At 61.0% G+C, this 14,033-nt stretch carries 14 protein-coding genes and 3 tRNA genes; 3 read left to right on the forward strand and 14 right to left on the reverse strand.

The annotated features are described in order from the left end of the window. Position 1 precedes the first annotated feature (1 nt). The 8 genes from nuoF to PYR65_RS15310 all read right to left on the reverse strand — a co-directional run bounded on the left by nuoF (position 2) and on the right by PYR65_RS15310 (position 5,953). A complete protein-coding gene (gene nuoF / locus PYR65_RS15275; RefSeq protein WP_060641218.1) occupies positions 2-1,306 on the reverse strand; it encodes an NADH-quinone oxidoreductase subunit NuoF in 1,305 nt (434 codons plus the stop codon). Positions 1,307-1,318: 12 nt separating this feature from the next. Then, positions 1,319-2,443 (reverse strand): NADH-quinone oxidoreductase subunit E, encoded by a 1,125-nt coding sequence (locus tag PYR65_RS15280; RefSeq protein WP_276118581.1) that lies wholly within the window; start codon positions 2,441-2,443, stop codon positions 1,319-1,321. A gap of 15 nt (positions 2,444-2,458) precedes the next feature. After that, a complete protein-coding gene (locus PYR65_RS15285; protein WP_276118582.1) occupies positions 2,459-2,722 on the reverse strand; it encodes a hypothetical protein in 264 nt (87 codons plus the stop codon). Further along, on the reverse strand, positions 2,722-3,912 hold the full coding sequence (locus PYR65_RS15290; RefSeq protein ID WP_060641221.1) for an NADH-quinone oxidoreductase subunit D: 1,191 nt from the start codon (positions 3,910-3,912) through the stop codon (positions 2,722-2,724). The genes PYR65_RS15285 and PYR65_RS15290 overlap by 1 nt, the downstream gene beginning before the upstream one ends. Positions 3,913-3,979: 67 nt before the next feature. Next, positions 3,980-4,339: a four helix bundle protein gene (locus tag PYR65_RS15295; protein WP_276121071.1), complete on the reverse strand. Its 360-nt coding sequence runs from the start codon at positions 4,337-4,339 to the stop codon at positions 3,980-3,982. Positions 4,340-4,395: 56 nt separating this feature from the next. Continuing rightward, complete coding sequence (locus PYR65_RS15300) at positions 4,396-5,001, reverse strand: NADH-quinone oxidoreductase subunit C (RefSeq protein ID WP_276118583.1); 606 nt, start codon at positions 4,999-5,001, stop codon at positions 4,396-4,398. Positions 5,002-5,018: 17 nt separating this feature from the next. Continuing rightward, the gene (locus PYR65_RS15305; protein WP_276118584.1) at positions 5,019-5,597 is read right to left on the reverse strand and encodes a NuoB/complex I 20 kDa subunit family protein; all 579 of its coding nucleotides are present in this window, start codon (positions 5,595-5,597) and stop codon (positions 5,019-5,021) included. Further along, complete coding sequence (locus tag PYR65_RS15310; protein WP_037107729.1) at positions 5,588-5,953, reverse strand: NADH-quinone oxidoreductase subunit A; 366 nt, start codon at positions 5,951-5,953, stop codon at positions 5,588-5,590. Before PYR65_RS15310 ends, PYR65_RS15305 begins: the two co-directional genes overlap by 10 nt. 546 nt (positions 5,954-6,499) lie before the next feature. Between PYR65_RS15310 and PYR65_RS15315 the strand changes: the two genes are divergently transcribed. Then, on the forward strand, positions 6,500-6,763 hold the full coding sequence (locus PYR65_RS15315) for a DUF982 domain-containing protein (protein ID WP_082546960.1): 264 nt from the start codon (positions 6,500-6,502) through the stop codon (positions 6,761-6,763). A 99-nt stretch (positions 6,764-6,862) separates the two neighbouring features. Here PYR65_RS15315 and PYR65_RS15320 read toward each other — a convergent pair. Next, positions 6,863-6,939 (reverse strand) — tRNA-Asp (locus PYR65_RS15320). A 51-nt stretch (positions 6,940-6,990) separates the two neighbouring features. After that, positions 6,991-7,067 (reverse strand) — tRNA-Asp (locus PYR65_RS15325). Between the two features lie 407 nt (positions 7,068-7,474). On the opposite strand from PYR65_RS15325, the gene PYR65_RS15330 reads away from it, so the two are divergent. Continuing rightward, a tRNA-Val gene (locus PYR65_RS15330) sits at positions 7,475-7,550 on the forward strand. Positions 7,551-7,737: 187 nt separating this feature from the next. Next, the gene (locus tag PYR65_RS15335; RefSeq protein ID WP_060641225.1) at positions 7,738-7,995 is read left to right on the forward strand and encodes a lipoprotein; all 258 of its coding nucleotides are present in this window, start codon (positions 7,738-7,740) and stop codon (positions 7,993-7,995) included. A 90-nt stretch (positions 7,996-8,085) separates the two neighbouring features. Here the strand turns inward: PYR65_RS15335 and PYR65_RS15340 are convergent, their stop codons facing one another. The 4 genes from PYR65_RS15340 to PYR65_RS15355 all read right to left on the reverse strand — a co-directional run bounded on the left by PYR65_RS15340 (position 8,086) and on the right by PYR65_RS15355 (position 13,962). Further along, positions 8,086-8,460 carry a CAP-Gly domain-containing protein gene (locus tag PYR65_RS15340; protein WP_060641226.1) on the reverse strand — a complete coding sequence of 125 codons (375 nt, stop codon included), beginning with the start codon at positions 8,458-8,460 and terminating at the stop codon, positions 8,086-8,088. A gap of 237 nt (positions 8,461-8,697) precedes the next feature. Further along, entirely contained in the window at positions 8,698-9,096 is a 399-nt protein-coding gene (locus tag PYR65_RS15345) for a (R)-mandelonitrile lyase (RefSeq protein ID WP_276118585.1), read from the reverse strand. 115 nt (positions 9,097-9,211) lie between these two features. Further along, positions 9,212-12,685, reverse strand: a complete 3,474-nt coding sequence (locus PYR65_RS15350) for an ATP-binding protein (protein WP_276118586.1) — start codon at positions 12,683-12,685, stop codon at positions 9,212-9,214. Beyond that, on the reverse strand, positions 12,685-13,962 hold the full coding sequence (locus PYR65_RS15355) for a metallophosphoesterase family protein (RefSeq protein WP_276121072.1): 1,278 nt from the start codon (positions 13,960-13,962) through the stop codon (positions 12,685-12,687). Before PYR65_RS15355 ends, PYR65_RS15350 begins: the two co-directional genes overlap by 1 nt. Positions 13,963-14,033 lie beyond the last annotated feature (71 nt).

Genomic DNA, 14,033 nt, shown 5'->3' on the forward strand with positions numbered 1-14,033 from the left:
ATTACTCCGCCGCTGCCAGCACCGCGCCATGCGATGAGGAATTGCGGGTATATTCGTCGATACGCGCTTCCATCTCGGGACGGAAATTGCGGATCAGGCCCTGGATCGGCCATGCAGCGGCATCGCCGAGCGCGCAGATGGTGTGGCCTTCGACCTGCTTGGTGACATCGAACAGCATGTCGATTTCACGCTTCTGGGCGCGGCCCTGGACCATGCGCTCCATGACACGCATCATCCAGCCCGTGCCTTCGCGGCATGGCGTGCACTGGCCGCAGCTCTCGTGCTTGTAGAAGGCAGCCAGACGCCAGATGGCCTTGATGATGTCGGTGGAGCGATCCATGACGATGATCGCAGCCGTGCCGAACGACGACTTGACGTCGCGCATGCCGTCGAAATCCATCGGTGCATCGATAATGTCCTCGGCTTTCACCACCGGACAGGACGAACCGCCGGGAATGACGGCCAGAAGATTGTCCCAGCCGCCGCGGATGCCGCCGCAATGGCGCTCGATCATCTCGCGGAAGGGCGTGCCCATCGCGTCTTCGAACGTGCACGGCTTGTTGACATGGCCGGACACCATGAACAGCTTGGTGCCGACATTGTTCGGACGGCCGATGGCCGAAAACCAGGACGCGCCACGGCGCAGGATGGTCGGGGCAACGGCGATCGATTCGACGTTGTTGACCGTCGTCGGGCAGCCATAAAGGCCCATATTGGCCGGGAATGGCGGCTTCAGGCGCGGCTGGCCCTTCTTGCCTTCGAGGCTTTCCAGCAGCGCTGTTTCCTCGCCGCAAATATAAGCGCCGGCGCCGTGATGGACATAGATGTCCATGTCCCAGCCAAGCTTGTTGTTGATGCCGAGAAGACCGGCGTCATAGCATTCGTCGATCGCCGCCTGCAGCGCTTCGCGTTCGCGGATATATTCGCCGCGCACATAGATATAGGCGACATGCGCGCCCATGGCGAAGCTCGCGATCACGCAGCCTTCGATCAGCGTATGCGGATCGTGGCGCATGATGTCGCGGTCCTTGCAGGTACCGGGCTCGGATTCGTCGGCATTGACGACGAGATAATGCGGCCGGCCGTCGCTTTCCTTCGGCATGAAGGACCATTTCAGGCCCGTCGGGAAGCCGGCGCCGCCACGCCCACGAAGGCCGGAAGCCTTCATCTCGTTGATGATCCAGTCACGGCCCTTTTCCAGGATCTGCTTGGTGCCATCCCAGTGGCCACGGCCCATGGCGCCCTTGAGCGACTTGTCATGGATGCCGTAGATATTGGTAAAAATGCGATCTTTATCGTCGAGCATGGTTCACCTAACTTATCGCGGCTTCTTGCCGAAAACTTTGATGTATTCGGCTTCGCCGCCCTTGGCCAGCGCTTCAGCCTGCTTGACCCAATCGTCGCGGTCGATGCGGCCCTTGAAATTCAGATAGCCGTCCACCCAATCGCGCTCCGCGCCACTCCAGCCCGCGACCTGCGCGAAGGTGAAGATGCCGAGTTCGTGCAGCGTGCCTTCGATCTTCGGGCCAACGCCGGAAATCAGCTTCAGGTCATCGACAGCGTCTGGCTTGGCGATGCCGGCCGGACGGTTCTTGTCCTCGAGCGACGGCTTTGCGCTGGCGGAAGCAGGCTTTGCGTCCGCGCCGCCCTCAACCTTGGTCTCGCCCGCAACCTTGTCGTTTGCAGCGGATTCGGACTTTGCCGTGACAGGGGTCTTCAAGGCCGGATCGGTTTCCGGTGCGTCTGTCTTGGCGCGTCCGGCATTCGACGGTGGCGTGCTGACAGCCGCGCCGTTGCTCGCCTGTTCGGCACGCGGTGCAGCGGGTTTCTTGACTTCGGTCAGCAGCGTGGTCAAGCCGCCTTCCGGCGCCGAGAAAATCCGGTCGATTTGCGGGCCGGGCTTGACCTCGGCGCCCTTGCCGGCCTCGAAACTGTCAATGATATATTCCAGCTGCGGAACGGTCAGATCCTCATAGGTATCCTTGAAGATCATCACCATGGGTGCGTTGACGCACGTCCCCTGACACTCGACCTCTTCCCAGGACAGCGTCCCGGCTTCGTTCGGCGTCAGCGGATTGGGATGAATGCGCTTCTTGCACAGGCTGATCAGCTCTTCCGAACCGCGCAGCATGCAAGGCGTCGTGCCGCAGACCTGGACATGGGCGCGCGTGCCGACCGGCTTCAGCTGAAACTGGGTATAGAATGTCGCCACTTCGAGCACGCGGATATAGGGCATGTCCAGCATGTCGGCGATCCCTTCGATCGCCGCCTTGGTGACCCAGCCATCCTGCTCCTGCGCCCGCATCAACAGCGGAATGACAGCGGATTGCTCGCGGCCCTTCGGATATTTCTGGATGGTGGCCTGTGCCCAAGCGGCATTGTCCTTGCTGAAAGCAAAGGCCGCTGGCTGGACATTTTCTTCGGCTAGTCGACGAACGGACATTCTTCCCGCACCTTATCAGTTAATCGAACCGCACCGCGATGTCGTCAGGGTGACGAATTCGCAGGCATAGGCTGACTGGTCTTTTTGCAAAAATACGATGTAGCGCGTGCCGTTCGGCACTGCGGCCCTGATCTCATAACCCTGGCTCAAGAGCCGGCCCATGCCGCTGCCCGATGAATTGCTCATCGCGGGATCACCTGCCGCCGGCGCGGTTTCCTGCGCAAAGGCAGGCGCTCCAGCAAGCATCAGGGCCAAGAGTGTCAGGACCATCCTGCGCATCAACGATCCACCTCGCCGAACACGATATCGAGCGAACCCAGAATGGCGGAGACGTCCGCCAGCTGATGCCCGCGACAGATATAATCCATGGCCTGGAGATGGGCGTAGCCCGGCGCGCGGATCTTGCAGCGATACGGCTTGTTGGTGCCGTCGGAGATCAGGTAGACGCCGAACTCGCCCTTCGGCGCTTCGACAGCCGCATAAACTTCACCCTCGGGCACATGATAGCCTTCGGTATAGAGCTTGAAATGGTGGATCAGGGCTTCCATCGAGCGCTTCATCTCGCCACGCTTGGGCGGCACGATCTTGCCGTCGAGCGAGGAGACCGGGCCGATCTTGGCGTCGCCCAAGAGGCGATTGACGCATTGGCGCATGATCTTGGCCGATTCCCGCATTTCGATCATGCGGATCAGATACCGGTCGAAGCAATCGCCGTTCTTGCCGATCGGAATATCGAAATCCATGTCGGCATAGCATTCATAGGGCTGCGACTTGCGCAGGTCCCAGGCTGCCCCCGAACCACGCACCATGACGCCGGAAAAGCCCCAGGCCCAGGCATCGTCCAGCGTGACCACGCCGATATCGACATTGCGCTGCTTGAAGATGCGGTTGCCGGTCAGAAGCTCGTCGATATCATCGACGGTCTTCAGGAACGGATCGATCCACTTGCCGATGTCTTCGACCAGTTCATGCGGCAGGTCCTGGTGAACGCCGCCCGGACGGAAATAGGCCGAGTGCATGCGCGCGCCACAGGCCCGCTCGTAAAACACCATCAGCTTTTCGCGCTCTTCAAAACCCCAGAGCGGCGGCGTCAGCGCGCCGACGTCCATGGCCTGCGTCGTGACGTTCAAAAGATGCGACAGGATGCGGCCGATTTCCGAATAGAGCACGCGGATCAACTGGCCACGGATCGGCACCTCGGTCGCCGTCAACTTCTCGACGGCCAGCGCATAGGCATGCTCCTGGTTCATCGGCGCGACATAGTCGAGACGGTCGAAATAGGGCACGGCCTGCAGATAGGTCTTGGTCTCGATCAGCTTTTCAGTGCCGCGATGCAGAAGCCCGATATGCGGATCGACCCGCTCGACGATTTCCCCGTCGAGTTCGAGCACAAGCCGCAACACGCCGTGCGCCGCAGGATGCTGCGGGCCGAAATTGATGTTGAAATTCCGGACGTTATGTTCGTTCATGACCGGCGCGCTCCGCGCTTGAAGGGAATAGCGAATAGCGAATAGCGAATGTTCATGTTCAATGTCTTCATGATTTTTCCTGCAGACGTCTGATCAAAGCTCGTATCATTTTTCCAATTTCATCTGAATGACGGATCAGCTTTTGAAATTGCTCTGCGGGCAAGATACCCACACGATGTGCGATGACCAAATGTGTCTCAAACTCCTTCAACGACCCTTGAGAGACCCTCAAAAACTGAACGAAGCTGCCCGTACTTTCACGCCCGTGACCTTCAGCGATATTTGCAGCAATTGAAACCGCTGCTCTGCGCATCTGAGACGTGAGACCGTACAACTCATCCTTAGGGAACTCTCCGGTCGTCTCGTAGCAAATGACGGCGAGTTCGATTGCCGATTGCCAGACTTTGAGCTCCTTGTAAGAGTTTATCGTCTGCCTCTCCTTTGTTCTGTTCGATAACTATTCGCTATTCGCTACTCGCTCGTTCAACTCTGTTTCGCCTTTTCATCCCCCGGCAGAACATAATCCGTTCCTTCCCAGGGCGACATGAAGTCGAAATTGCGGAATTCCTGTTTCAGTTCGACGGGCTCATAGACGACGCGTTTGACTTCGTCATTGTAGCGAACCTCGACGAAACCGGTTGTCGGGAAGTCCTTGCGCAGCGGATAGCCTTCGAAACCATAGTCGGTCAGGATGCGGCGCAGGTCCGGATGGCCAGTGAAGAGGATGCCGTACATGTCGTAGGCTTCCCGCTCGAACCAGTCGGCGCCGGGATAGACGGCGCAGGCCGACGGCACGGGCTGGTCTTCGCCGGTTGCGACCTTGACGCGGATGCGCAGGTTCTGCTTCGGCGACAGCATGTGATAGACGACGTCGAAACGCTCGGGACGCTGCGGCCAGTCGACGCCGCAAATATCCGTAAAGTTGATGAAGCCGCAGCGGGCGTCATCACGCAGGAACGTCAGGAGCGCAATCAGGTTGTCCGCCGTCGATGTCAGCGTCAGCTCGCCATAGCTGATCACGGCATCCGAAATCAGCGCGCCGCGCGTTTCGCGGATATAGGTCGCAAGTCCGTTCAGGGCTTCACTCATGTTCAAGTCCCCTGCCCTTACCGTTCGATCGTGCCTGTGCGGCGGATCTTCTTCTGCAGCAGGAGCACACCGTAAAGGAGCGCTTCTGCCGTGGGAGGACAGCCCGGCACATAGATATCAACCGGCACGACGCGGTCACAGCCGCGCACCACCGAGTAGGAATAGTGATAGTAGCCGCCGCCATTGGCGCAGGAGCCCATCGAGATGACGTAGCGCGGCTCAGGCATCTGGTCATAGACCTTGCGCAGAGCCGGAGCCATCTTGTTGGTCAGCGTACCGGCGACGATCATCACGTCGGACTGGCGCGGTGAGGCGCGCGGTGCAAAGCCGAAACGCTCGGCGTCGTAACGCGGCATCGACATCTGCATCATTTCCACGGCGCAGCAGGCGAGGCCAAAGGTCATCCACATCAGCGAGCCGGTGCGGGCCCAATTGATCAGCTCGTCGGTCGAGGTGACCAGAAAACCCTTGTCGGCGAGCTCATTGTTGATCTCGCCGAAATATTTGTCATTGCTGCCGATCAGCTGGCCGGTTGCGGGATCGACGATCCCCTTCGGCTTTGCCGCGACGAGCGTCGTGCTGGATGTCAGTTCCATTCCAGCGCTCCCTTCTTCCATTCATAGATAAAGCCGATTGTCAGCACGCCGAGGAACGACATCATCGAGAAGAAGCCGAACCAGCCCATATCCTTGAACGACACCGCCCAGGGGAACAGGAACGCCACTTCGAGGTCGAAGATGATGAAGAGAATCGACACGAGGTAGAATCGAATGTCGAATTTCATGCGGGCATCGTCGAAAGCGTTGAAGCCGCACTCATAGGCCGAAAGCTTTTCATCGTCGGGCGCCTTGTAGGCGACGGCGAACGGCGCAATCAGCAGCGCCAGCCCGATAACCAGCGAAATGCCGATGAAAATCGCGATCGGAATGTAGGAGCCGAGAAGGTCTGTCATTGTATCCGTCCCTGCCTGCGAGGCGCGCTGGAGAAGCGCAAAACAAAGGCTCACAGGCCGAAAAATATGTTGCAACGCCAGAGTGGTTAGCGCAGCCAGCGCCGCTGTGCAAGCCTTCAGAACGGTTTTCACCCCCTCGTGTGGCGGGAATGAAGACACGCCAAAAGCTAGCATCTCCGGCAGGCAGGCGCAAATGCCGTGGAATCCCGGCCGGGGCATGCAGGGCTGACCGGCAAACCCCTATGCGGCAATGCCGGGGACATAAGGTCGCGCCTCGTCAAATCGATTGAAACCTTGACGCCAGATGCGCGCAGGACGAGGACGCGGGCGCCCCCGGCCGGCAAACTCGAGCTGCAACAAGACTGCATGGCCCCTATCCGGCTTTTGCATGGGTGAGGCATCCCCACCCCGCTCCTTCCCGAATATTCAAACACGGGTAGCGCGACACCGAAGGCTGTCTTCCGTTCGATCTGCAACCCTGAAGAACAATCACAACCTTCACGCAAGCTTGGTTGTGTAATGTGTTTCTAATAGAGGGCATATTTCATGGATAATATTGTTTGGCACGAGAGTGTTTTACTCGAGATGAACGATCGCCAAGACGTGATCACCATTTCCAGCTCGCTGGAGGCTGCCGATCTGCTTTTGAACGGATGGCCGAAGAAACGTGGCCCGAGCTACAAGCTGGCGGTGATGACCTGCCTCGATTCCTTCCGGGGCAAACAGCCGCCGGAACTCGCCCGCCAGGATCTGATTGCAGCGGCGATCGAGGCGCATATCTACGTCAAGACGCGCGCCATCCGCATCTGACACGGGCGAGCGCGGCCGAGGAAAACGGCAAGAACCGGCTGGGACCTAGGGTCCTGCCGGCTTTCAAATCACACTTGCATTTGAAATCTTAGCGGAAAATGGCGCGAGTGACGGGGCTCGAACCCGCGACCTCCGGCGTGACAGGCCGGCACTCTAACCAACTGAGCTACACCCGCGCATTATGTTACAAACCGTCCGGACATCAGCATAAACTGCTGTTCTTGAAATGGCGCGAGTGACGGGGCTCGAACCCGCGACCTCCGGCGTGACAGGCCGGCACTCTAACCAACTGAGCTACACCCGCGCATTTCATTTCAAGTCGTCCAGATGCTTTTGCATCCGCTCGAACCGGCTAGGCCGTTTCGATGAGCGGCTAACTACGAGGTTCGTCTTTGGGTGTCAAGCAGGTTTGGAGACAAATCCGTGACAGCCATCGAATTGTTTCCACAGGCTGGAAAAAGCGCCCTTGAAAAATTCCGGCATGCCGGGGAAGTGCTTCCGCTTCCACCATATTCTGCCCCATCCGCCCTCTCCTTTGCCTCCCGCCACGGACCCCAAGGTTTTCCACATCCGATTTGCCGGGCGGCATCCGGCGATGCCGGGAGTTTGGAAAAAAAATCGAAAAAATCTTCCATTCCGCTCTTGCGGTTTTCTGCCGATACGCATAGATCACGGCCACCGACGCGGCAGACAACGCTTCTGCTTCGCGAAGGGCGATTAGCTCAGTTGGTAGAGCGCCTCGTTTACACCGAGGATGTCGGGAGTTCGAGTCTCTCATCGCCCACCACTTATCCCTCACGTGATTGTTGAAATCATACCCCGATATTGAGGGTTTTTGCACGCTTCCTTAAACAGCGGCATTGAAGGCTCTTGTCATTGCACAAGGCCGTTGCCATCTGTCTGCGAGCAAAAACGGCCAACCCGGCTTCAAGGAAGAGAACCGGCACTGGCGATCGGGGTGAAGGACATAGCATATGAGGAAAGTCATTCTGGCGGCCACGCTTGCCGCAGGCCTTGCCGCCTGTAACGCCATTCCGGAAATAAGCCCGATCCCCGGCAGCATCACCTATGGCGGCCAACCGGCAACCAAACTGACAAAGGCGCCGGTCGGCAGCGTCGTTCATCATCAGTTGAAAGACCAATACGGCAAGCCGGCCGAGGAAACCTATATCATCCAGCCCGACCGCTCCTTGCGGCTTGTGCGCCGGGAAACGGTCAGCGATCCCAGCTGACCCCGCCGGCGGACAGTGACGGGGTCCAGTTAACGGGATGTTGAGTGCACGGGGGCCGCCGCGTCATCAATGACGCATAAGCCCTCGCGGTTAGACCTCTTCCTTCTTGCGGACCGGCGCCTTGCGCTTGGGCTCTTCCGGAGCCTCCGGCGCGTAGGGCTTTTCGCCCTTTGGTGTGGGAGCGAGAAGATTTTTCAGTGCCGACAGACGATCCTTCAAAAGCGGGCGGAAACGCGTGGCGCGATAGGGCATGTCGGCTGCGCCGTAGCCTTCCGGGCCGTCATCATTGCCGCGGTCGATCTCGGCCAGCTTCACGCCGATGAACTCGCCGTCGATATAGTGCTTGTAAGGGCCGACCCAGCGGATCGTGTAGATCTGCCCCTTGCGGATGCCCTGATCGATCGAGACGTTCTTGAACTTGTCGTCGATGCAGACGACTTTCTGCCCAACATGAAAATTATACATCGGCAAAACCCTTACGCGGCAGTCCCCGGCCAGACCTTCCGGGGCGGACGACCATTTTCGCATGTCCGCAAACAGCGAAAACCCTTGATCTTCTTGTTTCAGGCTCTTCCGGACAGAAAACCGCACCGCGCTTTGCCGGAATGCTCGTAACGTCAGATAGCGATGTTCCCCCACCCATTGCAACGAGGAAACGGCAGGAATCATGCACCGTTTTCTTGTCCGGCGGGTGCGGGGCAGCTATTTCGCCTGGTATTGCGCTTCGCTCACCTGTTCCAGCCAATCCACCGCCTTGCCGTCAAGCGCTTCCTGAATGGCGATATGGGTCATCGATGTCGTGCTGGATGCGCCGTGCCAGTGCTTTTCGCCCGGCGGAAACCAGACGGTATCCCCTGCCCTGATTTCAACGGCCGGTTCACCCCACACCTGTGCCAGGCCGCAGCCGGCGGTGACGATCAGGGTCTGGCCAAGCGGATGGGTGTGCCAGGCCGTGCGGGCGCCGGGCTCGAAGGTGACCGAGACGCACCGTATCCGCGCGGGCTCCGGCGCGTCATGTATCGGGTCCTGGCGCACGGTGCCGGTAAAATATTCCGCAGGCGGGCGGACGGATGGACGTGATCCACAGGCCTTGATGTCCATGGCAATTCTCCCTGATATCTGCCGCCAACAGAGCGGCCGTCATAACGGCACCATAGCGCGTTGCAGCCGGATGTCTCCCCCGCCGTCAAGAACCGGGCTCAGGCTGGCCCGGAGATCACAGCGTATGAACGGTCACATCCGGGCAGGCCTTGCGCGCGATATCGCAGAGATGCTGGTGGTGGGTGAGATAAATCACCTGTCCGACCCCGGCCATATCGGCCATCAGGGAAAAGGCATGTTCGGCGCGGCCATCATCGAAGGTTTCCATGATGTCGTCGGCGATGAAGGGCAGCGATTCGCGGGTGGCGGCGATCTCATGATAGCCGGCCATGCGCAGCGCCAGATAAAGCTGGAACCGCGTGCCCTTGGAGAGATCCCGCGCCAGTTTCGATCCGCCGCCGGCGGCATTGGCGATCAGGAATTCCTCGCCCTTTTCGGCCTGCGTCGCCAGCCCCTGGTAATCGCCGCCGCTGATGATGCTGAACGCTGTCGAGGCCCGGCGCATCATGGCGCTGCGATGCCGCTCGCGATACAGGCGAAGTGCCGTCTCCCCGGCAAGGATACCCATGCGCAGCCGCAGATAGGCGGTGGCCCGCTCCTCGATATCAGCCAGAACAGTGCGGCGCTTTTCCTCGATATGGGCTGCGGCATCGCTGCCGCCGATGGCGGCGAGCGCCTTTTCCGCATCGCGCCGTTCGGCATGCAATTCGGCGCCCTCCCCCTCGGCTTGCTCAAGCCGGGATTGGAGCGAGGCTACGTCCAGGCGCAGTCCGTCGGCATCGACGGCGCTCAACAGCATTTCCGCTTCCTCGGCCCGGCCGACGCCAAGGCGGGCTGCCAGATCGGCTTCGACCTCGGCAATCCGCTCGCGCAGACGCTGCCGCGCCTTCACCGTTTCCAGATGGGCTGCGACCTCCAGCAGCGCGCTGCTTTCAAAGAGATCAAGCATACCGCGTTTTTGCGCATCATGGCGCTCGCGCGCCTCGCTGAGTGCACGCCGTTCCGCGATGCGGGCATCGTTCTCGTCCGAAAGGCGCCGGAACAGCGCTTCCTGCCGTTCGCCAGCCGCCAGCCGGTCGCGAATCGTCTGCGCGGCAAGCAGTGGCTCGTCCGCGCCGGTCATGGCAAGGCGCTCAGTGAGCATGTCGATCATCGCGGCAAAGGCGAGCTGGTCCTTGCGCATGCCATCGATGCGATGATCGAGATCCGCCTTGCGCTGGATCAGCTTGTCGAGATCCTGAAGGATGATCAAAACGGGGGCTATTTCCTGCGGCGACAACGGCGTTGCAGCCTCCGCCAGCCACGTCGTGCCGATCGCCTCCTGCCAGTGTCCGGTCCACTGCGCCATCTCCGCATCGGCCGACGACCATGCGGCCGTGCGCGTGCGCAGAAGCGTCTGCGCCCGTTCCACCGCTCCCGCAGCCGTGGCATGTGCCCGGTGGGCCGCCTGCAAGGTCTCGATGATGCGCTCGGCAAAGGCCAGGGCATCTTCCAGCCGCGCGGGCACGCCGTTCGAAACGCCGCTCTCTGCCAGCGTCTGCGTCAGACGTTCCAGAGCCTTGGTTTCATCGGCTGCAGCGAGCCGCGCATCCTGCTGTGCCGATCGAAGCTGGTTTCGAACCTCCAGCGCAGCCAGCCTGCGCCCAAGCCATGAAACCAGCTGGTTGAGCTTGGTCTCCGCAGGCAAGCCGCAATCGATGGCCGAGGCCGAAATCTCCGCGCGAAGGGTGGCGATGGCTGCAAGCGTTGCCTCATGCTGCTGGCGCATTACAGAAAGCTTGCCGTTGCGCTCCGCGATGGAGAGCGAAAGCCCTCTTGCCTGTGCAAGGTCCTGCGCGCGCGCCAGCCGCAGCGCCGTCGCCGCGTCATCTGTCCTAAGCACGGTTTCGAACGCACTGGCACTATCGCTGTCCAGTTGCGCCACATGCGCCTGCCAGGCCTGGTCGCGCTGCGCGCGCAACGTCAAGGCGGCATCATCGGCGGCAAAGCCGCCGGTGCGCGTCAGTTCCTCCAGCTTGGCCTCTTCGGCGGCAGTCAGCGCCGTTTCCTCGGCAATCTTGTCATCCAGCCGTTTCAGCTGTTCCGTCAGCGCCGTGCGCCGCGCCGTCCACTCGGCAATGTCGGCCTCATCCGGAATGGACACCGCTGCCACACTGTCCGCATCGAGCTTCGCCGGCGACAGCGTTGCAAGCTTGTCGGCCATCAGGTCGCTGAGCGTAGCCATCTGTCGATCTGCCGTTTGCTGCCGCAACAGGCAATCATTCTGGCGCAGGGTACGCAGCCTGTCGGCAAGCGGCGCCGGATCGGCTGTATGCGCGGAGCCTTCGCTGGCAAGTGCCGCCTGTATCCGCAACGCCTCGGCGGTCTCGGACTCGGCCAGCGTCTTTTCGCGCAGCGCCGCATCCAGGCGCTCCTTCAGGGCGGCATGCTTCTGGGCGAGATCCTGCAGCCGGCCGGTCAAAGCAGCGGGCAGGATGAGGGTGGTCGCCTCGGTCTCGGCAGTCCGGCCAAGGCGGGCGACGCGCACGGCAATATCCGCAGCGATCTTGGCCCGCTCGTCGAGCCGATTGGGCATATCGCTGGCAGCGGTGCGGTGGCGGGCTTCGAGGCCCGAATGGTCGAGATCGCGGATATCGGCTGAAATCGCCAGCGCAACCACATCCCGCTCGATGGCGGCGATTTCGGTGGCTCTGCGGTCGATATCGGCATCCAGCTGCACTAGTCGGGCATCGATAGCGGTTTCCTCGCGCTGCAACTGCGGCAGCAGCGCATGCCAGTCGGCCGGTGGCTCCGGCAGGTCGGCGAAACCGGCAAGCTCGGTGCGCAGGCCGCGCAACCGCGCCAGAAGCGGCAAAGCCTCGATCCGGTCGCGCGCCTGATCGAAGGACACACGCAACCCGGCCCGTGCGGTTTCCGCCGACTGATGGCGCTCGGCAGCGGCGTCGCGCAGCTTGCGCAAGCTTGAAAACTCGCGCGCGTTGATGTCGATAGCCGCCTTTTCGTCCTTTAGCACATCCAATTCGGCCTTGAGTTCCGCCAGCTTGTGCTTGCGTCCCTGCGGCTTGTAGAAGGCATCCGCCTGCGCTTTCAACCCGGACAGGATGGCGCTGCTGTCCGGCAGGCCGGAACTTGCCGAAAACAGGAGAGCGCCCAGCTCCCCCTCGCTCTTCAGGATGCTTTCGCCGCCCTTTTCGATGCTGTCATCATCGAGCGAGAACATCATCTGGTAGGTCGCCCGGTCAATCGAGCCGAGGGCTGCGGAAAACAGGTTGTCCGGCAGCGGCTGGTCATCCGCCCCCAGAAGGGAGTTCTGATTGCGCTTGACGCGCGAGACGGAATGCACCTTGCCGCCAGTCTCGATGACGCCCCCCACCCGCATCGTCGCGTAGGGGTGCAGGAAGCCGTAGCCGCTCAGCCGCTCGATACCGAACAAGAGATCGAGAAAAGCCGAAAACAGCGTCGATTTTCCCGCTTCGTTCGGACCATAGACGAGGTGGAAATCCGCCCGGCCGGGACGTGCCTCGCCAAAATCCAGGCTGCGTCCGGTGAATTTGCCATAGCGGATGAGATCGAGACGATTGAGGCGCATCAGCGATCCGCCTCCGCATCACCGCCATGCAGATAGGCCAGGACATCATCGCTGCCGGCCAGCGCCAAGGCTTGCATGAGAACCCCGGCCGCCTGCTCATCGCCGGCGAGACTGTCGCGCAATTCGCGCGGCAGCTGCAGCAACAGCTCATCGACCAGGGCGGCCGCTTCCAGGCGAAAGGCGTGGGAGGCCAACACGTCGGTGCGGATCAGGTCTGCCAGTTCCTCCACGGGATCCGGACCGGTCAAAGCCGTGCCCGTTTCAACACCCCGGCAGGCAATATCGATCTTCTCGACCCAGCAGCCGTTGAGGCCGGCGGCGAGATTGGTGATTTCCGCCAGAAGAAAATCGGGATCGCGCCGGAGTTTCCAGGCGAGCGGCGTCGTGCCGGTCAGCGCAATTCTCAGAATCAGATGATCGGCGCCCGCCTCGTTTCGCAGAGATGCCAGAGCTTCACCCACTTTTTCCAGCATCTGGCGCCAGTCCTGCGCGCCGGTAAGGTCGATGGCCAAGCGCTCGAACACCGCCTGTCCGATGGGATGTTCGCGATGAACGAACGTCCCATCGTCGTCAATGGTGACCAGTGTCACCGTCTTTGGCCCGGCCTCGTTGATATCGCGCCCCTGCGGCATGCCGGGCATGACGATTAGCGGCGCCTGCGCATGAACCTGGCGTAGGTGCACATGGCCGAGCGCCCAATAGTCGAACCCGTGCCGTGAAAGTTCCGCCACGCTGGTGGGCGCATAGGGGTCGTGGCCCGGTGTCCCCGCCAGACTGGTATGCAGCATGCCGATATTGACGGCATCGGCAACCGGCGGATGGAACGATGGCAAAAGACTGTCGGGCGCATGCGGGTTGGCAAAGCTGATGCCGTGGATATGGACGCCGCGGCCATCGCCGAGCGCCTTGGCCAGAACCGGTTTCGCCCGGCCGGCAAACACATGGACATTGGCGGGGAATGTCAGCTCGCGCGTCATCGCCGATTGCGAATCATGGTTGCCGCGGATCAGGAACACCCCAATCCCGGCCGCTTCCAGACGCCGCAATTCGCCGGAGAGATAGAGCGCCGTGTTCATCGAGGTCTGCGAGCCGTCATAGAGGTCGCCGGCGATCAGCAGCGCATCGACATTTTCCGCAAGACACAGGTCGACGATGCGTGCCAGCGCCGTCCGGGTCGCGCCTCGCACGAGATCGGCGAGTTCCGGATTTTTCAGCGCAAGACTGCGCAAGGGGGAATCGAGATGAAGGTCGGCGGTATGGACGAAACGAAAGGGCATGGCCGACCATGGCCCGGCGTCCGCCCCCGCGTCAATGCCGCCGATCACCTGCTCCAAGGTCTATTCAGACC

The sequence above is a fragment of the Pararhizobium qamdonense genome, from assembly GCF_029277445.1.
Taxonomy (GTDB): domain Bacteria; phylum Pseudomonadota; class Alphaproteobacteria; order Rhizobiales; family Rhizobiaceae; genus Pararhizobium; species Pararhizobium qamdonense.

Bases quoted from the DNA above. Each gene is read 5' to 3' on its own strand.
- nuoF (WP_060641218.1), bottom strand. From the start codon at position 1,306: ATGCTCGACGATAAAGATCGCATTTTTACCAATATCTACGGCATCCAT.
- PYR65_RS15280 (WP_276118581.1), bottom strand. From the start codon at position 2,443: ATGTCCGTTCGTCGACTAGCCGAAGAAAATGTCCAGCCAGCGGCCTTT.
- PYR65_RS15285 (WP_276118582.1), bottom strand. From the start codon at position 2,722: ATGCGCAGGATGGTCCTGACACTCTTGGCCCTGATGCTTGCTGGAGCG.
- PYR65_RS15290 (WP_060641221.1), bottom strand. From the start codon at position 3,912: ATGAACGAACATAACGTCCGGAATTTCAACATCAATTTCGGCCCGCAG.
- PYR65_RS15300 (WP_276118583.1), bottom strand. From the start codon at position 5,001: ATGAGTGAAGCCCTGAACGGACTTGCGACCTATATCCGCGAAACGCGC.
- PYR65_RS15305 (WP_276118584.1), bottom strand. From the start codon at position 5,597: ATGGAACTGACATCCAGCACGACGCTCGTCGCGGCAAAGCCGAAGGGG.
- PYR65_RS15310 (WP_037107729.1), bottom strand. From the start codon at position 5,953: ATGACAGACCTTCTCGGCTCCTACATTCCGATCGCGATTTTCATCGGC.
- PYR65_RS15315 (WP_082546960.1), top strand. From the start codon at position 6,500: ATGGATAATATTGTTTGGCACGAGAGTGTTTTACTCGAGATGAACGAT.
- PYR65_RS15335 (WP_060641225.1), top strand. From the start codon at position 7,738: ATGAGGAAAGTCATTCTGGCGGCCACGCTTGCCGCAGGCCTTGCCGCC.
- PYR65_RS15340 (WP_060641226.1), bottom strand. From the start codon at position 8,460: ATGTATAATTTTCATGTTGGGCAGAAAGTCGTCTGCATCGACGACAAG.
- PYR65_RS15345 (WP_276118585.1), bottom strand. From the start codon at position 9,096: ATGGACATCAAGGCCTGTGGATCACGTCCATCCGTCCGCCCGCCTGCG.
- PYR65_RS15350 (WP_276118586.1), bottom strand. From the start codon at position 12,685: ATGCGCCTCAATCGTCTCGATCTCATCCGCTATGGCAAATTCACCGGA.
- PYR65_RS15355 (WP_276121072.1), bottom strand. From the start codon at position 13,962: ATGCCCTTTCGTTTCGTCCATACCGCCGACCTTCATCTCGATTCCCCC.